Below are 22,325 nucleotides of genomic sequence, written 5' to 3'. Positions count from 1 at the left end.
CCTGACGCCGGTCACATGACCACGGTCACACCGTGGCGGTCACCGTGTGCTCGATGTTGCCGCGGGTGGCCTTCGAGTAGGGACAGAAGGCGTGCGCGGCCTCGGCCATCGCGGTGGCGGTCGGCTGGTCGACGCCCGGCAGGTGCGCGGTGATGTCGGCGTTCAGCTTGAAGCCGCCGTCGGCGGCGTCCTTGCCGATGCCGATCTTCACGGTGATCGTCGCGCCGTCGGGAACGGTGTGGCCGTTGGACTTCGCGGTGTGCCGCAGCGCGCCCATGAAGCAGGCGGCGTAGCCGGCGGAGAACAGTTCTTCGGGGTTGGCACCCTGACCGTTGCCGCCCATTTCGGTCGGCGGCGCCATCACCAGATCGACGTGCCCGGCGTCGGACGCGACCTTGCCGTCGCGGCCGCCTCCCGTGGAGGTGGACGACACCGTGTAGATGGGATCGCTCATGGACTTCCCTCTCTGCGACAGTCCGCCGGTCGGTCCGGCGGTCTGTGGCCCACGCTACCCGCCGGGGATCAGCCGCGGCCGAGCATGCGACCGGGCTTGACCCGGTTACTGGTGGGCAGCCACTGGTTCACCGCCCGCCGGAAGACCATCAGCAGGGTCAGCAGCAGCGCCGCGAACTGCACCCACGGCAGCGCCCGCACCACCACGTTGATCTCGTCGTAGGAGAAGAGCAGGTCGCCGATCACCGGGGTGAACAGCGCGGCGACCACCACGACCGCGGCGTACATGCTGCGCAGGTTCCGGCTGTGCTGGCCGGCGATGCCCACCAGCAGGGGGTAGCTGAGTGCCATCAGCACCACCATGCCGATCAGCAGGGCCGGCGGCCAGAACTGCGCCATGGACTGTGCCCGGTCGGCGGCGTCGCCGGCATCGGCGTCATTCACCTCGGCCAGGCCCGGTTCGAGGCGGCCGGCCAGCAGGTCGGTGATCGTGCCGCGCTGGACGAAGCCGGCGACGACGTAGGCGGCCGCGGCGGCCGCGGCGATCCACCAGACCACCCGGACCGAGTGAGCCAGCACCCGCGGCGCCGGACCCGGGTCGTCGCGGCGGCGCGGATAGCGGTCGACGATGTCGGCATCGCGCGAGGTGCGTTCGAGTTCGGCCAGGTCCTCCGCGTCGAGTTCGGCCTGCGTCGGGATGCGGTCCGGGTCGTCCGGGTCGCCCCGGTGTCCGGGATCAGTCATGGCTCGATCCAAACACACCGGCGCCCCCGCCCGGCACACATGGTTCGGGCGGAGGCGCTCGATGCGGGGTTCAGCTGTTGAACCGGTTCAGCAGGAAGCTGCTCGCCGGGAGGAGGAACTCGAGCATCGGCAGTGCGTGGTTGATCACCATGCCGGGCAGAATCGACGGCAGGTGGCCGGTCGCCAGCTGCACCCGCGCACCCTGGCTCCGCCAGTCCCGGTACAGCTGGTTGACCTGGCCGTTCGGAATGACGTCGTCGGCGACGCCGGTCGAGATCAGCACCGGCGCGTTGGGCTTGAGCCGCCCGATGCGCTGGTCGTCGACGATCTCGTGGACCGCCGGGTAGCGCTTGATGACGGCCGACAGGGAGGTCCCGGTGCGGGTCCACTGCCGGCTCCGCTCGAAGCCGTGCAGCAGCCCGGTGTCACCGATGCATTCGGTGGCGGTGGCCTTGAGGACCTGCTTGCCGTGGGCGTTGGTCTCCTTCTGGACCACCGTGCCCAGTTCCGGATGACGCGCGGCCAGGCCGTTGATGGCGTAGCCGATGGCGCCGGAGATGAAGGTGCCGTCGATCTGGTCGATCACCTTGTTCAGGTCGGCCGGCGGGGCACCGGCGTAGGTGCCCTTCACATTCAGTTCGGGAGCGTAGCCGGCGGCCAGTTCAGCGGCCGAGGCGGCGGCGCCGCCCCCCTGGGAGTAGCCCGAGAAGCCGACCGGGCTGCTCGCCGGCACCTTGGCGACCTTCAGCGCGGCGCGGGCGGCGTCGAGCATGGCGCGGCCGGATTCGAGCCGGTTGACGTACGTGTGGATGCCGGGGGTGCCCATGCCGATGTAATCGGTCACGGCCACGCGGACGCCGTTGAGCAGCAGCAGATTCATCTCCAGGCCGGCGTAGTTCACACCGATGCTGGGTTTGGCGGGATCGACCGAGAGCGGCAGCGAGAGCATCTTGGAGCCGGCGCACTGGTCACCCTGGCCCACGGTGCCCGGACCGATCACGACGGTCGGTCGCGGCCCCTTGCCGTTCCAGGGCGCGGTGGGCTCGACCACATAGCCGGTCACCGCGGCGGGCTTCCCGTCGTCGCGGGTGGAGGTGTACATCATCCGCTTGGCGGTGCCGGGCCACTGGCCCTTCACACCGGGGATCTGCAGGAGCAGTTCGGTCTGCTGGGTGCGGATGACCGATCCGGGGTCGGCGGCGAACCGGGCAGGCGGCGTGTAGAAGCCGCCGGCGGCGCCTGCCGGTGCGGCCGCCGCTCCGGTGGCGACGGTGGTGGCGGCCATCGCCGCGGTGACGACCAGGGCGCCCGCGCGGCGGCGACGGCCCATGATCCTGGCTGAAACGAATTCCCGACTGAGTCTCATGGGCAGCACTGTAGCACACAATGTTACTCAAGAGTAGTCTGGGCCACACTGCAGCTCAGAGCGTGAATACGCGCACCGGTGCGTCAGCGGACCACCAGGCTCCGCTTGGCCAGTCCCATCCAGAATCCGTCGATCACCTGCTCCGGCGCCCGCTCCGGATCGTCGGCGGCGCCCAGGGCCACGAACAGCGGCGCGAAGTGCTCGACCGTCGGATGCGCATACGGCATGCCCGGCGCACGGCGCCGGAAGTCGATCAGGGACTCGAGATCTCCGGCGGCGAGCGACTCGCGGGCGAAGGCGTCGAACTCCACCGACCACGACGGCGGCGTCGCCTCCGGGCTCCAGTCGCGCAGGTACGGCAGTCCGTGGGTGGTGAATCCGGAGCCGATGATCAGCACGCCCTCGTCGCGCAGCGGCGCCAGGCGACGGCCCAGCGCGAGCAGCGCCTCCGGCTCGAGCGTGGGCAGGGACACCTGCAGCACCGGGATGTCGGCGTCCGGATACATGACGGTCAACGGCACATAGGCGCCGTGATCGAGCCGGCGACCCTCGTCATGCGCGACGGTCGCACCGTCGGGCATCATCGCCGCGACCCGCGCGGCCAGATCCGGCGCGCCCGGCGACCAGTACACGGTCTGGTAGTAGCGCTCCGGGAAGCCCCAGAAGTCATAGGTGAGCGGAACCGACGGGTCCGTCGCGCCGATGGTCAGCGGTGCCGCCTCCCAGTGCGCCGAGAGCACCAGGATCGCCGACGGCCGGGGCAGCAGGCCACCGGCCAGCGCGCCGAGTTCGGCCACCCAGGGTTCGCTGTCCACCAGCGGCGGAGCCCCGTGGCTGAGGAATAGGGCGGGCATCCGCTCCACGGTCGTCTCGTTCATATCCCACCCAACCGGACCGCGGTCCGATTAATTCCGGGCCGGTCCCCCGCCCCGGTGCGACAGGTCTCCGGGGACGGCCGGTCCGGCTCAGACGAGCAGCTCGGCGATCTGGATGGTGTTCAGAGCGGCACCCTTGCGCAGGTTGTCGCCGGAGACGAACAGTGCCAGGCCGCGCCCCTCCGGGGCACCCGGATCCTGCCGGATGCGGCCCACAAGCGAGACGTCGCCGCCGGCGGCGCCGAGCGGTGTGGGCACATCCACCAGCTGCACGCCGGGAGCGTCGGCGAGCAGCGCCCGCGCCTCGTCCGGGGTGATCGCCGCGTCGAACTCGGCGTTGATCGAGAGCGAGTGTCCGGTGAACACCGGCACCCGCACACAGGTGCCGCTCACCAGCAGTTCCGGGATGTCGAGGATGCGGCGCGACTCGTTGCGCAGCTTCTGGTCCTCGTCGGTCTCCTCCGAGCCGTCGTCGACGATCGCCCCGGCCAGCGGCACCACGTTGAAGGCGATCGGGGCGACGTACTTGTCGGGCTCGCCCAGGTCCACCGAGCCGCCGTCGTAGACGAGCTGCCCGAGGTCGCCCTGCGCGCCCCGCTCCACCTGCCCCTGCAGTTCCCGGACACCGGCCAGTCCGGAACCGGAGACGGCCTGGTAGCTCGAGACGATCAGCCGGCGCAGCCCCTTGGCGGCGTGCAGCGGGCCGAGCACCGGCATCGCGGCCATGGTGGTGCAGTTCGGGTTGGCGATGATGCCCTTCGGCGGGTTCTTCGCGAGGTGACCGTTCACCTCGGAGACCACCAGCGGGACGTCCGGATCCTTGCGCCAGGCCGACGAGTTGTCGATCACGGTGACGCCGGCCTCGGCGAACCGCGGCGCCTGCACCCGGGACATGGTGGCCCCGGCCGAGAACAGAGCGATGTCCAGACCCGTGGGGTCGGCGGTCGCCGCGTCCTCGATGACGATCTCGCCGTCACCCCACGGCAGCGTCGATCCCGCGGACCGCGCCGAGGCGAAGAACCGCACCTGATCGGCCGGGAAGTTCCGTTCGGCGAGCAGGGTGCGCATGACCCCGCCCACCTGGCCGGTGGCTCCGACCACTCCGATGTTCACCATCGCTGCACTCCTCCTATCGGCCGGTGCCGGCGTAGACCACGGCCTCTTCCTCGCCGCCGAGGTCGAAGGCCTGATGCAGGGCGCGCACCGCGTCGTCGAGTTCGTCCTCCCGGCACAGCACCGAGATGCGGATCTCCGAGGTGGAGATCAGCTCGATGTTGATCCCGGCGTTGCTCAGCGCCTCGCAGAACGTGGCGGTAACGCCCGGGTGGCTCTTCATGCCGGCGCCGACCAGCGAGACCTTGCCGACGTTCTCGTCGAGCACCACATGCGAGAAACCGATCTCGTCCTTGAGTTCGGACAGCTTCTCCACCGCCAGCGGCCCGAGTTCCTTGGGCAGGGTGAAGGTGATGTCGGTCTTGCCGGTCTCCACGGTGGAGATGTTCTGCAGGACCATGTCGATGTTGATCTCGGCGTCGGCGGCGGCCCGGAAGACCTTCGCGGCGTAGCCGGGCTTGTCCTCGATACCGAAGACGGTGACCTGGGCTTCGCTGCGGTCGTGTGCCACACCGGTGAGAATCGCTTCTTCCACGGGGATGTCCTCCATCGATCCGGACACCATCGTTCCGGAGTTGGTCGAGTACGACGAGCGCACGTGTACGGGAACGTTGTAGGCGCGTGCGTATTCCACGCAGCGCAGCATGAGCACTTTGGCACCGCACGCCGCCATCTCCAGCATCTCCTCGAAGGAGATCTGATCGAGGTGACGGGCGTTCGGCACGATGCGCGGGTCGGCGGTGTAGATACCGTCGACGTCGGTGTAGATCTCGCAGACGTCCGCCTCCAGGGCCGCCGCCAGCGCCACGGCGGTGGTGTCGCTGCCGCCGCGGCCGAGGGTGGTCACGTCCTTGGTGTCCTGGGAGACACCCTGGAAACCGGCGACCAGCACCACTTTGCCCTCGTCGAGGGCGCTGCGCACCCGGCCCGGGGTGACGTCGATGATCTTGGCCTTGCCGTGGCTCGAGGTGGTGATCACACCGGCCTGCGAGCCGGTGAAGCTCTGCGCGTCCTCGCCGAGCGACGAGATGGCCATCGCCAGCAGCGCATTGGAGATGCGCTCGCCGGAGGTCAGCAGCATGTCCATCTCACGCTGCGGCGGATCCGGGTTCACCCGCTCCGCGAGGTCGAGCAGTTCGTCGGTGGTGTCACCCATCGCCGAGGCGACGACGACGACGTCGTTACCTGCTCGTTTGGTCTCCACGATGCGCTCGGCGACACGCCGGATCCGTTCAGCGTCCGACACCGACGAGCCACCGTACTTCTGGACCACCAATGCCACGTCGGGGCCTTCCTGTACTCGTGCTTCTCACGTGCTGACTTCCGGGACGACTCTACCGGGCGGCCCGCCCGGACCCGAACCACGCCTCCGCCGCGGCACCTGCGGCTGGCTACCATCGGACCCCGATGACCACCATCCGGACCTCCCCGCTGCGCGGCGCCGTCACCGCCGGCGGCCTCGCCTCGGCGGCCGTCGCCGTACCGGTGTACCTGGCCGTCCGGACGGTGGGGCTGGCGGTGCTGGCGGTCTTCGGCGCCGTGCACGACGTCTCACTGCGCTCGCTGCTGAGCAAATGGGACGGCGAATGGATGCTCGCGATCGCCGAGCACGGCTACCGCGATGTGCCGTCGACGCTGGCCGACGCGCAGGGCGTGCACTCGGATGTGACGGCGTACGCCTTCTTGCCCGGCTTCCCGGAGGTGGTGGGCGCGGTGGCGGTGGTGCCCGGGGTGAGCGTCTTCGCCGCCGCCATGATCGTCAACGTGATCGCGGGCTGCGCCGCCGCGGCCGGGGTGGCCCGGCTCGGTGCGCGCACCGCCGAACTGCTGCCGGACGGAGCCGGCGCCGGGCGCCCCGACCCGGGGCGCACCGGACTGATCCTGGTGGTGCTCTTCGCCGCCACCCCCATGTCCGTGGTGCTGAACATGGCCTACACGGAAGCCCTGTTCTGTGCGCTCGCCGCGTGGGCGCTGGTCGGTGTCCTCGAGCGCCGATGGTTGCTGGCCGGCACCGCCGCCCTGCTGATCGGCACGGTCCGCCCGACCGGTATCGCGGTGATCGTGGTGGTGATGATCGCCGCCGCGGCCGACTGGCGCCGCGGGCCGCGCGCCTGGGCCGCCGTGGTGATGGCCCCGCTCGGCTATCTCGGGTACCTGCTCTTCGTGGCCGCCCAGACCGGCTCGCTCACCGGCTGGTTCACCGTGCAGACCGACGGCTGGGACACCACCGTCGACTTCGGCGCGGCCGGCGGCAAGTTCGTCTACGACTCCCTCACCGCGGCACCGGACTTCGCGTCGGTGGCCACGGCCCTGGTGATGCTCGGCTGTCTGGGCCTGGTGATCTGGTCGATCGCCGCACGACTGCCGTGGCCGGTGCTGGTGTACGGCCTGCTGGTGACCGCCTCGGTACTGCTCTCGAGCGGGCTGATGCACAGCCGGCCGCGGCTGCTGCTGCCCGCCTTCGTCCTGCTGATCCCGTTCGCCGCGCTGCTGGCCCGGGCCAGGCCCGCTACCGCGGCCGGCGTGCTGGCGCCTATCGTGGCGCTCAGCGCCTGGTTCGGCGCCTACATGCTCGCCGTCTTCCCGTACGCGATCTGATCCGGCACCGCCGGGCGGACCGCCCGGGCCGCCCTGTCAGGAGTGCCGATGACCGCACCGGTCCGCCGGGAACACCCCCGGTGGGGTCTGGCGGTGCTGACCCTGCCGGTGATCCTGGTCTCGATGGACTTCTCGGTCCTGTATCTGGCGATGCCGACCATCACCGAGGCACTGGAGCCGTCGGCCACCGCCGAACTGTGGGTGCTCGACATCTACGGATTCCTGATCGCCGGCCTGCTGATCACCATGGGCAATGTGGGCGACCGCATCGGGCGGCGCCGCATACTGCTGGCAGGCGCCGCCGTCTTCGGAGTGGCGTCGGTGCTCGCGGCCTTCGCACCGAGCGCCGGTTTCCTGATCGCGGCGCGGGCTCTGATGGGTGTCGGAGGGGCCACGCTGCTGCCGTCGTCGCTCTCGCTGATCGCCAACATGTTCCCGGACCCGGGCGAGCGCGGGCGGGCCATCGGGGTGTGGACGGCCGCCTTCGCCGGCGGGGCCGCCGTGGGGCCGGTGATCGGCGGCGTGCTGCTGCACCACTTCTGGTGGGGCTCGGTCTTCCTGATCAACCTGCCGGTGCTGGCCGTCCTCTTCCTGGCCGGACCGGTTCTGCTTCCCGAGTTCCGCGCGGCCACCACCCATCGCTTCGACGTCGCCGGCGTCGCGTTCTCCCTGCTGGGCATCCTGCCGGCCGTCTACGCGGTGAAAACGATCGCCGCCGAGGGCTTCTCACCGACCCGGCTGGGCGTGGGCATCGTCGGTCTGGTGATGCTGGCGGTCTTCCTCGGCTGGGAGCGCCGGGTGGACGACCCACTGCTCAAGCTCTCGCTCTTCGGCAATCCCGCCTTCTCGGCGGCGGTGGCCGCCGCGTTCTTCGGCATGTTCGCCCAGGGCGGCATGGCCTACCTGGGCAATGTCTATCTGCAGTCGGTGCTCGGGCACGACGTGCTGGCCGCCGCCCTCGCAGGGCTGCCGATGGCGGTGACCGTTGCCGTCTTCTCGGTGGGCGCCGACCGGGTCAAACGTCTGCTCGGCGTGCGCACCGCGCTGGCTGCGGCGGTGCTGCTGGCCGGGCTCGGCAATCTCGGCTTCCTGTTCCTGAGCCCCGGCACGCCGATCGCCGTCTTCCTGGCGACCACGGCACTGGCCGGTATCGGCTACGGCGTGCAGTTCGCCCTGGTGAGCGACGTGGTGGTGGCTGCTGCACCACCCGAGCAGTCCGGGGCCGCGGCCGGCACCTCGGAGACCTGCTTCGAGTTGGGCACGGCGATGGGGCTCGCGGTGCTGGGCTCGGTCGCCACCGCGGTCTTCCTCGCCGGTGACCACGGCCGCGGCTTCGGCGACTCTCTCGGCGAGACCCTGCACCGGGCCGGCGATGCCGGACCGGCCGGGCAGGCCCTGGCCGAGGCCGCGCGCAGCGCCTGGGTCGACGGCCTGCATGTGGCGGCCGGGGTCAGCGGCGGGGTGCTGGTCGTGCTGGCCGCCGTGGTCGCGATCGCGCTGCGCCGCCTGTCCTGAACCGCCGGCCCCGAACCGCCGACAGTCGCTCGACCAGCCGACTGCGCGATGTCCGAGCACGCATCTAGGTTGTGGTGCATGATATCTGGATCTCCCTTTCCGCCGCAGGCGGCACCGGCCCAGCCCGCACCGGGCATGGACGGCGTCGCCGTCGTCGTTCCGCCCTCCGGTCAGCTCTACCGGTTCGACGGCGGAGCGGCCACCTGGGTCGGCACGCAACTCCTCGGACTGCTGATCACGGTCTGCACCCTGGGGATCTGCTACCCGTTCGCCCTGGTTCTGAAGGAGCGCTGGCGCGCCAAGCACACCTACCTGCACGGCCGGCAGCTTCAGTTCTACGGTTCGGCCTGGGGACTGTTCGGCCGCTGGTGCCTGTGGCTGCTGCTCATCGTGGTGACGCTGGGCATCTACTCGTTCTGGGTGGTGCCGCGGCTCACCCGCTGGCGGATCGAGCAGACCGGCTACGCCGTCGGCGCCTGAGCCGCCCGCGCAGCCGCACCCGCCGGGTACCGCCTACCCTCGGTAGCCATGGAGAACGTGACCACCGGTACCGACCTGAACGAGCTGATCGCGGGTCGGTGGAGCGCCCGCGGCTACGACGGGCAGGCCGCCATCGACGACGAGGATCTGCTGACCGTTCTCGAAGCCGGGCGTTGGGCCGCCACCTGGGGCCGCATCCAGCCGGTCCGCTTCGTGGTCGGGCGCCGCGGGGACGAGACCTTCGGCGCGCTCTTCGACACCCTCAACCGGGGAAACAAGAGCTGGGCCGGCAACGCGGCGGCCTTCGTCCTGCTGTGCACCAGCAACGACCCGGACGATGAGAACCTGCACGAGTACGGAGCCGTCGACCTCGGTCTGGCGCTGGGACAGATGAGCATCCAGGCGCAGGCCCTGGGCTTCAATCCGCATCCGATGGCCGGCTTCAGCAAGGCCGCCGCCCGGGAGGCCTTCGGTATCCCCGAGGACAAGCGGCCGATGGTGATTCTGGCCCTGGGCCGGCTGGCCACCGATCCGTCGGCTCTCCCCGAGGAGATCGTCGAACGCGACGCCTGGCCGCGAGAACGCCTGCCGCTCAACGAGATCGCCTACACCGGCCGCTGGGGACTTCCTCTGTCCGAGTGAATGTGCCGCCCTCCGCTTTGCCGAGCCGACCGGCCAGGAGTAACATCGCCACCATGCAGCGTGCGCTCCTTCTCGGTTGCCGCGGCGGGGTCTGATCCGACCGGCCCTCCGTCGCGGGCCTTGTGACGCGCCGGTCAACCCCAGATTTCTCACTCTGTAGGAGATTGACCTGTCATGGCAGCAGCAGACGCTTTCACTTCCGGCCCGAGCCGTATCGTGACCCCCGCGGGCCCCATTCCCGCCGACCAGCCCGCCTGGAATCCGCAGCACAACTCGGCGATGCCGGTGCACCGCTACCGCAGCTTCGCCGACGAGGTGGAGAAGATCAGCCTGCCGGACCGCACCTGGCCGGACGCGGTCATCGAGCGCGCCCCGCTGTGGTGCGCGGTGGATCTGCGCGACGGCAACCAGGCCCTGATCGACCCGATGAGCCCGGCCCGCAAGCGCCGGATGTTCGATCTGCTGGTCCGGATGGGCTACAAGGAGATCGAGGTGGGCTTCCCGTCCGCCAGCCAGACCGACTTCGACTTCGTCCGCGAGATCATCGACGACGGCGCCATCCCCGAGGACGTCACCATCCAGGTCCTGACCCAGGCCCGCCCGGAGCTGATCACCCGCACCTACGAGGCGTGCAACGGCGCACCGAACGTGATCGTGCACTTCTACAACTCGACGTCGATCCTGCAGCGCCGGGTGGTCTTCCGTGCCGACACGGAGGCGATCACCACCATCGCCACCGACGCGGCCCGCCTGTGTCTGGAGACCGAGAAGAACTACCCCGACACCAACTGGCGCTACGAGTACTCCCCGGAGTCGTACACCGGCACCGAGCTGAGCTACGCCAAGGAGGTGTGCGATGCGGTCTCCGAGATCATCGCGCCCACCCCGGAGAAGCCGCTGATCATCAACCTGCCGGCCACCGTGGAGATGGCCACCCCCAATGTCTACGCCGACTCCATCGAGTGGATGAGCCGTAATCTGGCGCGCCGCGACTCGATCATCCTGAGCCTGCACCCGCACAACGACCGCGGTGAGGGTGTGGCGGCCGCCGAGCTGGGCTACATGGCCGGCGCCGACCGCATCGAGGGCTGCCTGTTCGGCAACGGCGAACGCACCGGAAACGTCTGCCTGGTGACCCTGGGCATGAACATGTTCTCCCGCGGCGTGGACCCGCAGATCAACTTCTCCGACATCGACGAGATCCGTCGCACTGTGGAGTACTGCAACCAGCTGAACGTCCCCGAGCGCCACCCCTACGGCGGCGACCTGGTGTTCACCGCCTTCTCCGGCAGCCACCAGGACGCCATCAACAAGGGCCTGGACCAGATGAAGATCGACGCCGACGAGCAGGACAAGGACGTCGACGACATCCTGTGGCAGGTCCCCTACCTGCCCATCGACCCGCACGATGTGGGCCGAAACTACGAGGCGGTCATCCGGGTCAACAGCCAGTCCGGGAAGGGCGGCGTGGCCTACATCATGAAGGCCGACCACGGCATGGAGCTGCCGCGGCGGCTGCAGATCGAGTTCTCCCGGGAGATCCAGAAGATCACCGACGGCGAGGGCGGCGAGGTCAACCCGAAGGAGATGTGGGACGTCTTCTCGCAGGAGTACCTGCTGCCGACCACCCCGATCGAACGCATCAAGCAGCGGGTGGACGCCGCCGAGGAGGACAGCGGCGAGGATGCCGTCACCGCCACCGTGAAGGTGAACGGGGTGGAGAAGGAGATCAGCGGCTCCGGCAACGGCCCGTTGGCCGCCTTCGTCGACGCGCTGAGCACCATCGGCTACGACGTCCGGGTCCTCGACTACAGCGAGCACGCCCTGACCGCCGGCGGCGACGCCAGCGCCGCGAGCTACGTGGAGGCCGAGGTGAACGGCGAAACCGTCTGGGGTGTGGGTATCGCGTCGTCGATCACCGTCGCCAGCCTGCGGGCCGTGGTCTCCGCGGTGAACCGGGCGCACCGGGTGACCGGTGAGGCCGAGGTCGAAGAGGCCGCCGAAGGCGCCCGCACCTACGCTCCGTGACCGCCCCTCTGTGATCGCCTGATTCGGCGTCACACGATCCTGTAGCCCGGATCCCGGTACCGCCGGAATCCGGGCTACAGCCGTCTCTGCGGCCCGCCACCGCACCGAGATCTAGCTCACAAAGACCCCTGCCGGCCATAGATAGCCCTACCGATTGCTTGTTCGGCGAGGCATGATCGCATCGTCACAGTCCCTACATATATGAGGTATGAATCATGCGCGATGCAGTCATCGTCGACGCCGTCCGCAGCCCGATCGGCAAGCGCAACGGCTCCCTGGCCGAGACCCACCCCGCCGACCTGTCCGGCCACGTCCTCAAGGCGCTGGCCGAGCGCACCGGCTTCGACCCGAGCATCGTCGAAGACGTGCACTGGGGTTGCGTGAGCAATGTGGGCGAGCAGGCCATCAACGTCGGCCGCACCGGCGTCCTGGCCGCCGGCTGGCCCACCAGCGTCCCCTCGGTCACCATGAACCGGGCCTGCGGCTCGAGCCAGCAGGCCGTGTCGGTGGCCGCGGCCACCGTCATCTCCGGCCAGGCGGACATCATCGTCGCCGGCGGTGTGGAGTCGATGACCCGCGTTCCGATGGGCGCGGCCTCGCAGGGCGGTGACGCCAACCCGCCGAGCGTGCTCGAGCGGTTCGGTGTGGACGGCTTCAACCAGGGGCTCGGCGCCGAGATGGTCGCCGAACGGTGGGGCTTCTCGCGCACCTTCCTCGACGAGTACTCGGCCCGTTCGCACGAGCTGGCCGCCCAGGCCACCGATGCCGGAGCGTTCACCAAGCAGATCGCCCCGATCGCGGGCCTCGAGGTCGACGAGGGCATCCGCCGCGGCTCGAGCGCCGACAGCCTCGCCAAGCTCAAGCCGGCCTTCAAGGAAGACGGCGTGATCCACGCCGGTAACGCCTCGCAGATCTCCGACGGCGCGGGCGCGCTGCTGATCTCCACCAGCGAGATCGCCGAGCAGAACGGTTGGTCGCCGATGGCCCGAATCCACACCGCGGTGGTGGCCGGCGACGATCCGGTGATCATGCTGACCGGCCCGATCCCGGCCACCGCGCTGGCCCTGCGCAAGTCCGGCCTGAAGATCGACGACATCGGCGCCTTCGAGGTGAACGAGGCCTTCGCACCGGTGCCGCTGGCCTGGCAGACCGAGACCGGGGCCCCGATCGAGAAGATGAACCCGCTCGGCGGCGCGATCGCCGTGGGACACCCGCTCGGCGGCTCCGGCGCCATCCTGATGACCCGTCTGGTGCACCACATGCGCGACAACGGCATCCGCTACGGCCTGCAGACCATGTGCGAGGCCGGCGGCATGGCCAATGCCACCATCCTCGAACTGCTCTGATCGTCGCAGTCGCGCAGTCGCGGCCCGGTACCCGAGGGTGCCGGGCCGCGCTGTCTGTCGGGGCGATCCGACTCGGGCGGGCGCGTCAGTGCGCGGCGACGTCCCAGGCGTGGTGCGTCACATCGTGCAGGCAGTACTTCGCGATCGACTCGACCGTGAAGGCGGCGCCGTCGCTGCGCCGGCCGGGGCGCGAACGCTGCCCCGGTGACACGAGTTCGAGCGCGACGGCGAGCGCCTCGCCGGCGGCCCCGAGTTCCCTGGACACCGTCGCCGGGGACTGTGCGTTGTACCGCTGCTCGACCTGTGTCGCATCCTGGCTCCAGTCGAGCACCTGTGGATCGTCGATCACCAGCATCAACTCGACGCGCGAGAGGATGATCCGGAAGACGTCGCGCACATGTGCGGCGTACTCGAGTGGTGACCAGGTCGCCTCGTCGGGCCGCCGGGTGAGCGTCTCACCGCCGTCGGCGAGCACACGCTGCCATCGACGACTGTTGGCGCGCAACGCCGCCGGGATCTCGTCGAAGACGACCGTCGCGGCATCGAAACCGCAGTCGGCGCACGGACGCTCGAGCACCCAGGTCCAGTCCTTCGTCTCGGGCTCGATCGCCATGGCACCCAGGTTAGCCGGTCATTCGGCTCAGGCGGTCACTCGACCGGCATGGCCTCGACGATCGCCGCACCCATCCGGGCGACCTCTTCCCGGGCGCTGGGGCTGATCAGGGTCATGTTGATGAAGCCGTGGATCAGGTTTCCCGCCCGCCGCAGGGTCACCGGCACTCCGGCGGCCCGCAGCTTCTCGGCGTAGGCGATGCCCTCGTCGCGGAGCGGATCGAAGCCGGCCACCACCACGTAGGCCGGCGGCAGACCCGAGAGGTCCTCGGTGAGCATCGGCGAGACCCGCGGGTCGGTGAGCGAGGCGCGGTCCTCGATGTAGTGGTCGGTGAAGTAGTCCATGCCCTCCTGGGTGAGGAAGAAGCCCTCGGCGAACTCGGCGCGGGAGGCCGACTCGCCGCCCAGGTCGGTCACCGGATAGATCAGCAACTGCAGGCACGGGGTCACGTCCTCACCGCGCACCAGCTGACTGACCACGGCGCTCAGATTGCCGCCGGCCGAGTCGCCCGCGACGGCGATCCGGTGCCGGTCGAGCCCCCATCCGGACGCTTTGTCCACCGCGAACCGCCAGGCGGCGAGCGCATCGTCGACCGGCGTCGGGAACGGGAACTCCGGAGCCAGCCGGTAGTCCACCGACAGCACGTCGGCACCGGAGGCCACGGCCAGTGCACGCACCGCCGAGTCGTGGCTGGCACGACTGCCGAGCACGAAGCCGCCGCCGTGATAGAAGACGACGAGCCCTCGCGAGGGGCCGTCCTGGGCCCGGTACCGAGTGGCGCCGATGGTGCCGCCGGCCACGTCGATCGTCAGATCCTCTTCCACGGCGAACGGCGGGAAGGTCTGGGCCATGGCGGCCGCGGTGACGTCCATGCGTTTGCGCGCCACCGGCGGCGGACCGTCGTGCAGCGCCATGCCGGGCACCCTGGCGGTGGCCACGGTGACGGGCAGCATCTCCGCTGCCAGCCGCTCGCCGTCGGAGTTCACCGGGCCGAGCTTCCCGGCAGCCCGCAGCACGGGCGGCGGAAGCAGTCCGGCGGCACGGAACACCCGCCGCTGCAGACGATCAGGCAGGGACAGGTTCACAGTGGTAGCGCGGCTCACAGGGGCCGACGTTACCATCAGCCGGTGTCATGTTTCATATGACAGACTCACTGGCATGCCTCTGCCTCTCCGAACCCGCACCGCACTGGCCGCCGCAACGGCTGCACGCTGGGCTTCCCGAGCCGCCGGCCGCGGCAAGGGATCGATGATCGGCGGACTGGTGGCCGCCAAGATCGACCCGTCGATCATGGCTCGGCTGGCCGACGGCAAGCGCACCGTGCTGGTGACCGGAACCAACGGCAAGTCCACCACCACCCGGATGGCGGCGGCGGCTCTCGCCGGTCTCGGCGAGGTGTGCACGCAGGCCGACGGCGCCAATATGGATGCCGGCATCATCGCCGCGCTGTCGCTGGCCCGAAGCGCACCGATCGCCGCGCTCGAAGTGGACGAACTGCATGTCCCGCATGTGGCCGATGCGACCTCCCCGGAGGCACTGGTGCTGCTGAACCTGTCCCGCGACCAGCTGGACCGGGTCGGGGAGATCAATGCGATCGAGCGCCGGCTGCGCGCCGGCATCGAGGCACACCCGGAGACGGTGGTGATCGCCAACTGCGACGACGTGCTGGTGACCTCCGCGGCGTTCGGTGCCCGCGAGGTGGTCTGGGTGGCGGCCGGCAGCGGCTGGGTGGGCGACTCGGTGAGCTGCCCGCGCTCGGGTGAACCGATCGTCCGTCGCGGCGAGGACTGGTATTCGACCGGCGACGAGGGCTTCCGGCGACCGGCCCCGCAGTGGTGGTTCGACGACGAGAACATCTACGGCCCCGGCGGTTTCCGGGCGCGGCTCACCCTGGCGGTGCCCGGCCGCGCGAACCGCGGCAACGCCACCCAGGCGGTGGCCGCGGCGGTGGCGATGGGCGCCGACCCGGCGGCCGCGGTCACCGCGGTGGGGACGGTCGGCGAGGTGGCCGGCCGCTACGGCAGTCACCAGCTCGGCGAGCATCGGATCCGCACGCTGCTGGCGAAGAATCCGGCGGGCTGGCAGGAGGCGCTGTCGATGATCGATCAGGACGCCGACTCACTGGTGATCGCGGTGAACGGGCAGGTGCCCGACGGCGAGGATCTGTCCTGGCTGTGGGATGTGCGCTTCGAGGCCTTCGAGACGATGCACGTGATCTCGTCGGGCGAGCGGGCCGCCGATCTGGGGGTGCGGCTGCTGTACGCGGGCGCCGAGCACACCACCGTCGCCGATCCGCTCGCCGCGATCGAATCCTGCCCGCCCGGGCGGGTGGAGGTGCTGGCCAACTACACCGCCTTCCGTGACCTGAACACCGCACTCGAACGCGCCGGCGCGCAGCCGCTCGATCCGGCGGCCGCCCCGGAGAAGCAGGAGCCCCGCCGATGAGCGAATCGACTCTCCGTATCGGCCTGGTGCTGCCCGATGTGATGGGCACCTACGGCGATGGCGGCAACGCCCTGGTGCTGCGGCAGCGCGCCCGGATGCGCGGCATCGACGCCGAGATCGTCTCCATCACCCTCGACGACGAGGTCCCCGACTCGCTCGACGTCTACACGCTCGGCGGCGCGGAGGACTTCGCCCAGCGGCTGGCCACCCGGCATCTGTCCGAGCACCCGGGGATGCAGCGGGCCGCCGAACGCGGCCGCCCGGTGCTGGCCATCTGCGCGGCCATCCAGGTCCTGGGCCACTGGTACGAGACCGCGGCCGGCGAACGCGTCGACGGCATCGGCATGTTCGACGTCACCACCTCCCCGGGCCCCGAGCGCTCCATCGGCGAACTGGTGACCGCGCCGCTGCTGGAGGCGTTGACGCAGCCGCTGTCCGGCTTCGAGAATCACCGCGGCATCACCGCTCTCGGCGCCTCGGCCCGGCCGCTCGGCAGCGTCCGGCACGGCGTCGGCAACGGCACCTCCGACCGCGTCGAGGGGGTGGTGCAGGGCACCGTGATCGGCACCTACATGCACGGTCCGCTGCTGGCCCGGAATCCGGAGCTGGCGGACCATCTGCTGCAGCAGGCCACCGGCACCGCGCTGGCCCCGCTCGATCTGCCCGAGGTCGAGCAGCTGCGCCGGGAACGCCTCGCGGCCGCCCGATAGCATCTGTAACGTTGCCGACGGGGTTTCCGACAAGCCCGTCGCACACCATCGAAAGGAATCCGCGCTGCCCGATCGCTGACTGATCTCACTCCCGGACGACACCTCGCAGGAGAGGTGTATCCACAGGAGATGGGAGATCAGGATGACCGATCGACGAGTTCAGCTGGCGGTGGCGATGGTCCAGGCCCGTACCGCTGCGCACCGGGCCGCAGGCGACAAGCGCTGCGGTTGCGGACAGTGCGCCCACTGGGTGCTGGTGGCCGCCCGCCGGGCCGGAATCAGCCGGGAGCGGCTCGAAGCCGCGCTTCCGCCGCGGGCCACCGCCGAACCGCGCCCGAAGCGCAGGCCGCGACCGCACGGAATGCGGACCCGGATCTGCGAGTCCGGCACCATCCGGCTGCGCGGCGGCGACCACACCGAGGCCGCCGGGATCCGGGCTCTGCTCGACCGGATGTATCACGAGGATCAGTGAGCCGCTTCGGGTTCCGGTCCGGGTTCTCGCCCGGACCGGAACCCCGCGTCAGTCAGTCCACTCGCCGTTGCCGGCGGACGTCCCACCGATTGCGAAGTACGTGTTCCGTTCAGATGGCATGAAGGGGGCTTCGATCTCACTCGGCGGAGTCCGTCTCGAATGTCGTAGGGCAGTCGTACTCTGAACTCAAGAACATCAGATCGGGCTGTTTCACCAGGTGAGAGCAGGAAACTCCATACCCGGAAATACAGCGGCGAATGCACAACGAGATAGTCGACACAGCACTTCGGGGGAGGTGAGCACGCGATGACGAGCAGCATCGACGACACCAGCACAATGGTGCTGCCCGATGATCCGATCACACTCGACGCCCTCGCTGCGGCTATCACGGGCGCCCGACGACCATCTCCCCAGCATCCTGCACCTGCAGCTCTAGTGCTTCTCGGCCGGTCGCCGCGCGGAATTCCGACCATCCGCCGCAAAGAACCACGACCGCCGTAAGGATGTCAGAGGTCAGTCGTACTCTGAAACCAAGAAAATAGTTCGAACATTTTAGCGATACGGGAACAGAACACATCACACCATCGTTGAACTAGTAAGACAGGGCACAGCGCAGCCCGACCAGCACGACCAACGCACAACGAGATAGTCGGCACAGCACTTCGGGGGAGGTGACCACGCGATGACGACCAGCATCGACGACACCAGCACAATGGTGCTGCCCGACGATCCGATCGCACTCCAAGCCCTGATCACCGCCGCCGTCGCCAAGCAAGCCCGGTTGACCCGCGCCGACTACACCGGCTGCACCGACCGGCAGCTCACCGACCTCACCGAAGACCGCGAACGCGCCCGCCGCCTCATCAGCGCCGCCGACGCACCCCTCCTCGTCGAGATGAGCGACCGCGGCTCGTATCAGCAGGCCGGTGGAGCGAGCCTGGGCGGCTACCTCGTCGGCACCTTGCACCTCTCCGCCGCCGAAGCCCGCCGACGCCGTCTCCTGGCCGAAGCCGTCGGACAGTTCACGTCGATGACCGGCGAACCACTCCCACCACGCTGCCCGACCGCCGCCGAAGCGTTGAGTGCCGGGACGATCGGCGCCGACCACGTCACCGAGATCTTCAAGACCATGCAGAAAGTGCCGCATTCAGTTGATGTGGACCAACGTGCACGCGCCGAGGCAGATCTGACCGCGTCTGCGGTCACGTTGACGCCGGAGCAGACGCGGATGGTCGGGCACCGTCTGCTCTCCCTCCTCGACCCCGACGGCGAACTCGCCGACGACACCGACCGCCAACGCCGCCGGTCCGTCACGTTGTCGCCGCAGGATCAGCAGTTGATGACCACACTCCGCGGCGCGATCACCCCAGCCCTGCGCGGCCTCCTCGAAGTAGTCCTGACCAAATGGGCCGCACCCGGCATGAACAATCCCGACGACCCCGACAGCCCCACCGGACCGGTCGACACCGACGGCTTGGATCCGGAGTTGCTCGACGCCGCCCGCCGGCGCGACCTACGCTCAGCCGGGCAACGGAACCACGACGCCCTGGTCGCCCTGTGCCGCTTCGCGCTCGGGCATGGGGCGCTCGGTGACCCCACGCGGTTGCCGGCCGAATTCGTCGTCACCATCGACCACCAGGATCTGGCCGAGTTGGCCGGGACCGGGTACACCGCCACCGGCACCCACATCCCCGTCCCCGACCTGATCGACATGGCCGCCGACGCCACCTGGCACCTCGCCGTGTTCGCCCACCACAGCGCCGAAGTGCTGTACTTGGGCCGGTCACGGTTCGCCAACAAAGCCCAACGCCTGGCCCTGTTCGCAAGGGATCGCGGCTGCACCAGACCCGGGTGTACGAGACCGTTCGCTCAATGCGAGGCCCACCACGCCGACCTGGACTACGCCGACGGCGGCACCACCGACATCAACAAACTCGGCGGCGCCTGCGGCGGCGACAACCGCCACGTCAGCACAGCCCCCCGGCCACTGGGAAACCACCATCATCACCGACGGCCCCCACACCGGCCGGGTCGGCTGGCGCATCACCGGCACCAGACACGACTACACCGTCAACCCCATGCACCACATCGGACGCCGGACCACCCACAGTCCCCACTCACCACCCACCGACCCCTGACCCGCCCCCGCGGGCCGGCCAGTCATTCCGCGGACGGCCGTTCTGCGACCGGCGGAGCGTCCAACACCACGCAGCGCTCACGGGTGCCATCGACGGCGAACCAGCCGTACTCGAAGTCCTGCCACGCCTCGAGCTGTGGCCGTTGGTCCTCGCCGTCGCGCGCCACGCTGCGCTCGAGCCGTTCGGCCCGATCCGGTCCGTCGAGCCAGTAGGCGTGATCGAGCCGGTCGGCGACGGCTGTCCGGGCGGCGGTGACCCCTTCGATGATCAGCAGAGGCTCCCACCGGTACCGCACCGGCGGCCCCACCTCCGGGACACCGGCGGTCCATACGCGCGGCGTGATGGCGATGTCGTGGCTGCGGGCGAACGGGGCCAGAACGTCCCGTTCGAGTTCGTCCCACCAGGCGGCCGGCTCATCCCAGGTGGCGAACTGGTCGGTGCGGATCAGCAGCGACCGTCGGCGCCGGGAGTCCAGTTCGGCCACCAGCGCATCGGCGAAGGTCGACTTCCCGGCACCGGACGGGCCGTCGATCGCGATGATCCCGGCACGCAGATCGTCGTCGGCCACGACGCGGCGGGCCAGACCGGCCACCCCACCGGGCATCCGACTCGTCATCAGGCCAAGGCGCGACGTCCGGACAGGGCCCGGCCGAGCGTCACCTCGTCGGCGAACTCCAGGTCACTGCCCATCGGCAGACCCGACGCGAGACGCGTCATCGACAGCCCCGGGAAGTCCTTCAGCATGCGCAGCAGATACGTGGCCGTCGCCTCGCCCTCGGTGTTCGGGTCGGTGGCGATGATGATCTCGGACACGTCCACGCCGTCGGCCTGATTGCCCAGCCGCTGCAGCAGCTCCCGGATCCGCAGCTGATCGGGGCCGATGCCGTTGAGCGGATCCAGAGCCCCGCCGAGCACGTGATAGCGGCCGTCGAACTCCTTGGTCCGCTCGATCGCGTAGATGTCCTTCGGCTCCTCCACCACGCAGATCTTGGTGGCGTCGCGGCGCGAGTCCGCGCAGATCCGGCACAGCCGGTCGGCGGCCACATTGCCGCATTCGGCGCAGAAATTGACGTTGTCGCGCACCTCGATCAACGCCGCCACCAGCCGGTCGATCTCGCTGGTCTCACCGGCGAGCATCGCGAACGCGATGCGTTGGGCGCCCTTGGGCCCCAGCCCGGGCAATTTCGCCAGCTGGTCGATCAGTACCTGGATCGGTCCCTCGTACATGTGGCCGCGTCAGCCTGCTCAGCCCAGCCCGGGCAGGCCGCCGCCGAGGCCACCGGCGAGCGGTCCCATCTTCTGCGAGGTCAGCTCGTCACGCTGGCGGGCCAGATCGGCGAGCGCACCGACGACCAGATCCTGCAGCGTCTCCACGTCGGAGGGATCCACCACATCCGGCGAGATGGTCACCGCGGTCACCTCCCCGGTGCCCTTACCGGTGACGGTTATCAGCCCGTTGCCGGCGCTACCGGTGATCTCGCTCGCCGCGATCTCGTCCTGCGCCTTCAGCAGCTGGCTCTGCATCTCCTGCGCCTGCGCGAGCAGACCGGCCATCGGATTGTCGGAACCTCCACCGAACAGGGCGGACGGGTCGAATGCATCAGTCACGACACCCAGGGTAGTCGCTGCGATCAACTCAGCAGGCGGTCGACATGCTCGGCCAGCTCGTCCACCGTCTGACCGTCGACCGCCTGCACCGTGAAGGAGAGCAGTTCATCGGCGAAGAGCAGCGCCGCGCGCCGGGTGAGGGCGAACTCGAAGCGGTCGCCGTCGCGCCGCCGCCACTGCTCCACTCCGCCGTAGACGGGTGCGCCGGCGCCGGTGGTCACACAGTATTCACCCGGTCGCGGGCCGCCGGGCAGATCCCGCTGGATCTGGAAGCAGGCGTCGGATTCGGAGTCCATGAAGACCAGCGCCTCACACCCCAGGTCGGTGTGCCGCTCGTACGAACCGACGATCGTCATGTCTGTGGACGTTACCGGTCCGGGCCCGGCCGCAGTAGCGCTGCGTTCTGCGGCGGTTGCGCCCCGAACTCCCGTCCGGCCCGAGCCGAGGTGAAACGGCGGCGGTTGCCGGAGCACGGATCGGTGAACTCGAGCACTGCCGCCACCAAGTGCAACGGCGAGGAGAAGTCGCCGTTTCCGGGCGCCGCCAGCGCCGCCGCATCCACCTCCGGATACAGCGGATCGCCGACGATCGGCAGCCCCAGACCGGCCATGTGCACGCGCAGCTGATGGGTGCGGCCGGTGTGCGGCACCAGCCGGTACTCACCGAGCCCGTCCGGGCGCACCCGCTCCAAGGTGATGTCGCTGACCGCGTTCGGCGGGCCGCTCACCACCTGCGACCGCAGATCCCCCGGCCCCTTCTCGATCCGGTTGCTCACCCGCAGCGTGGTGGTCAGCCGCTCGTCGGCCGGTGCCAGCGCCCGGTATTCCTTATGCGCCTCGCGGCGGGCGAAGATCTGGTGGTAGGCGGCACGCACGCCCGGACGCTGGGTCAGCAGCAGCACGCCGGCGGTGAGCCGGTCCAGCCTGTGCGCGGGAGCGAGTTGATCGTTGCCCAGCTCCCGGCGCAGCCGCACCAGTGCCGTCTGCGTGACATGCGTACCGCGCGGCATGGTCGCCAGAAAGTGCGGCTTGTCGACCACCACCAGGTCGGCTAGACGCCAGCGTCCACCACTCGCCGGGCGGCTTGCGCCAGTCGCTGTAGTGGAACCTCGCCCACGCGGGCCTGCCCGAGCCACTCATGGCCGACCACGGCGTGTGGCCGGCGTGGGTAGTCGACGCG

Annotated in this window: 21 protein-coding genes and 2 pseudogenes; 10 read left to right on the top strand and 13 right to left on the bottom strand. The window is 69.8% G+C overall.

The genetic code is table 11. The features are described from left to right. Positions 1 to 25: 25 nt before the first annotated feature. The 6 genes from ACJMNC_RS05155 to ACJMNC_RS05130 form a co-directional block, all read right to left on the bottom strand. Positions 26 to 454 carry an Ohr family peroxiredoxin gene (locus ACJMNC_RS05155; RefSeq protein ID WP_408946873.1) on the bottom strand — a complete coding sequence of 143 codons (429 nt, stop codon included), beginning with the start codon at positions 452 to 454 and terminating at the stop codon, positions 26 to 28. A gap of 68 nt (positions 455 to 522) precedes the next feature. Continuing rightward, positions 523 to 1,197 carry a hypothetical protein gene (locus ACJMNC_RS05150; RefSeq protein WP_408946872.1) on the bottom strand — a complete coding sequence of 225 codons (675 nt, stop codon included), beginning with the start codon at positions 1,195 to 1,197 and terminating at the stop codon, positions 523 to 525. A 70-nt stretch (positions 1,198 to 1,267) separates the two neighbouring features. Then, entirely contained in the window at positions 1,268 to 2,563 is a 1,296-nt protein-coding gene (locus ACJMNC_RS05145; protein ID WP_408946871.1) for a lipase family protein, read from the bottom strand. Positions 2,564 to 2,646: 83 nt separating this feature from the next. Beyond that, a complete protein-coding gene (locus ACJMNC_RS05140; RefSeq protein ID WP_408946870.1) occupies positions 2,647 to 3,441 on the bottom strand; it encodes a dioxygenase in 795 nt (264 codons plus the stop codon). A gap of 87 nt (positions 3,442 to 3,528) precedes the next feature. Continuing rightward, positions 3,529 to 4,554, bottom strand: a complete 1,026-nt coding sequence (locus ACJMNC_RS05135) for an aspartate-semialdehyde dehydrogenase (protein WP_408946869.1) — start codon at positions 4,552 to 4,554, stop codon at positions 3,529 to 3,531. A gap of 13 nt (positions 4,555 to 4,567) precedes the next feature. Further along, a complete protein-coding gene (locus tag ACJMNC_RS05130; protein WP_408946868.1) occupies positions 4,568 to 5,833 on the bottom strand; it encodes an aspartate kinase in 1,266 nt (421 codons plus the stop codon). Positions 5,834 to 5,958: 125 nt separating this feature from the next. On the opposite strand from ACJMNC_RS05130, the gene ACJMNC_RS05125 reads away from it, so the two are divergent. The 6 genes from ACJMNC_RS05125 to ACJMNC_RS05100 all read left to right on the top strand — a co-directional run bounded on the left by ACJMNC_RS05125 (position 5,959) and on the right by ACJMNC_RS05100 (position 13,160). Then, a complete protein-coding gene (locus ACJMNC_RS05125; protein ID WP_408946867.1) occupies positions 5,959 to 7,149 on the top strand; it encodes a hypothetical protein in 1,191 nt (396 codons plus the stop codon). 48 nt (positions 7,150 to 7,197) lie between these two features. After that, positions 7,198 to 8,664: an MFS transporter gene (locus ACJMNC_RS05120; protein WP_408946866.1), complete on the top strand. Its 1,467-nt coding sequence runs from the start codon at positions 7,198 to 7,200 to the stop codon at positions 8,662 to 8,664. 78 nt (positions 8,665 to 8,742) lie between these two features. Beyond that, entirely contained in the window at positions 8,743 to 9,144 is a 402-nt protein-coding gene (locus ACJMNC_RS05115) for a hypothetical protein (RefSeq protein WP_408946865.1), read from the top strand. Positions 9,145 to 9,219: 75 nt separating this feature from the next. Then, positions 9,220 to 9,786, top strand: a complete 567-nt coding sequence (locus ACJMNC_RS05110; RefSeq protein ID WP_408946984.1) for a nitroreductase family protein — start codon at positions 9,220 to 9,222, stop codon at positions 9,784 to 9,786. A 174-nt stretch (positions 9,787 to 9,960) separates the two neighbouring features. Then, the gene (gene leuA / locus ACJMNC_RS05105) at positions 9,961 to 11,814 is read left to right on the top strand and encodes a 2-isopropylmalate synthase (RefSeq protein ID WP_408946864.1); all 1,854 of its coding nucleotides are present in this window, start codon (positions 9,961 to 9,963) and stop codon (positions 11,812 to 11,814) included. 215 nt (positions 11,815 to 12,029) lie between these two features. Beyond that, positions 12,030 to 13,160 (top strand): thiolase family protein, encoded by a 1,131-nt coding sequence (locus tag ACJMNC_RS05100; protein WP_408946863.1) that lies wholly within the window; start codon positions 12,030 to 12,032, stop codon positions 13,158 to 13,160. An 85-nt stretch (positions 13,161 to 13,245) separates the two neighbouring features. Here the strand turns inward: ACJMNC_RS05100 and ACJMNC_RS05095 are convergent, their stop codons facing one another. Beyond that, positions 13,246 to 13,773, bottom strand: coding sequence for a DinB family protein (locus ACJMNC_RS05095; protein ID WP_408946862.1), 528 nt, complete (start codon positions 13,771 to 13,773; stop codon positions 13,246 to 13,248). Between the two features lie 35 nt (positions 13,774 to 13,808). Next, on the bottom strand, positions 13,809 to 14,876 hold the full coding sequence (locus ACJMNC_RS05090) for an alpha/beta hydrolase (protein ID WP_408946861.1): 1,068 nt from the start codon (positions 14,874 to 14,876) through the stop codon (positions 13,809 to 13,811). 55 nt (positions 14,877 to 14,931) lie between these two features. On the opposite strand from ACJMNC_RS05090, the gene ACJMNC_RS05085 reads away from it, so the two are divergent. The 4 genes and pseudogenes from ACJMNC_RS05085 to ACJMNC_RS05070 all read left to right on the top strand — a co-directional run. Further along, complete coding sequence (locus ACJMNC_RS05085) at positions 14,932 to 16,218, top strand: MurT ligase domain-containing protein (RefSeq protein WP_408946860.1); 1,287 nt, start codon at positions 14,932 to 14,934, stop codon at positions 16,216 to 16,218. After that, positions 16,215 to 16,928 carry a type 1 glutamine amidotransferase gene (locus tag ACJMNC_RS05080; RefSeq protein WP_408946859.1) on the top strand — a complete coding sequence of 238 codons (714 nt, stop codon included), beginning with the start codon at positions 16,215 to 16,217 and terminating at the stop codon, positions 16,926 to 16,928. Before ACJMNC_RS05085 ends, ACJMNC_RS05080 begins: the two co-directional genes overlap by 4 nt. A gap of 142 nt (positions 16,929 to 17,070) precedes the next feature. Next, entirely contained in the window at positions 17,071 to 17,400 is a 330-nt protein-coding gene (locus tag ACJMNC_RS05075; protein WP_408946858.1) for a hypothetical protein, read from the top strand. Positions 17,401 to 18,082: 682 nt separating this feature from the next. Then, positions 18,083 to 19,171 (top strand): annotated as a pseudogene (locus ACJMNC_RS05070) (DUF222 domain-containing protein); the annotation flags it as partial. Positions 19,172 to 19,560: 389 nt separating this feature from the next. Here ACJMNC_RS05070 and ACJMNC_RS05065 read toward each other — a convergent pair. The 5 genes and pseudogenes from ACJMNC_RS05065 to ACJMNC_RS05045 form a co-directional block, all read right to left on the bottom strand. Beyond that, on the bottom strand, positions 19,561 to 20,154 hold the full coding sequence (locus tag ACJMNC_RS05065; RefSeq protein WP_408946857.1) for a hypothetical protein: 594 nt from the start codon (positions 20,152 to 20,154) through the stop codon (positions 19,561 to 19,563). Further along, positions 20,154 to 20,765: a recombination mediator RecR gene (gene recR, locus ACJMNC_RS05060; protein ID WP_408946856.1), complete on the bottom strand. Its 612-nt coding sequence runs from the start codon at positions 20,763 to 20,765 to the stop codon at positions 20,154 to 20,156. The genes ACJMNC_RS05065 and recR overlap by 1 nt, the downstream gene beginning before the upstream one ends. Before the next feature lie 18 nt (positions 20,766 to 20,783). Beyond that, complete coding sequence (locus ACJMNC_RS05055) at positions 20,784 to 21,146, bottom strand: YbaB/EbfC family nucleoid-associated protein (protein ID WP_408946855.1); 363 nt, start codon at positions 21,144 to 21,146, stop codon at positions 20,784 to 20,786. A 23-nt stretch (positions 21,147 to 21,169) separates the two neighbouring features. Continuing rightward, a complete protein-coding gene (locus ACJMNC_RS05050) occupies positions 21,170 to 21,502 on the bottom strand; it encodes a hypothetical protein (RefSeq protein WP_408946854.1) in 333 nt (110 codons plus the stop codon). 11 nt (positions 21,503 to 21,513) lie between these two features. Then, positions 21,514 to 22,206, bottom strand: a pseudogene (locus ACJMNC_RS05045) (pseudouridine synthase); the annotation flags it as partial. Between the last annotated feature and the right edge of the window lie 119 nt (positions 22,207 to 22,325).

It is taken from the genome of Gordonia sp. VNK21, from assembly GCF_046098115.1.
In the GTDB taxonomy this organism is placed as follows: Bacteria; Actinomycetota; Actinomycetes; order Mycobacteriales; family Mycobacteriaceae; genus Gordonia.
Note: the sequence above shows the minus strand (reverse complement) of the source record. Positions and strands in the feature narration are given on the sequence as shown.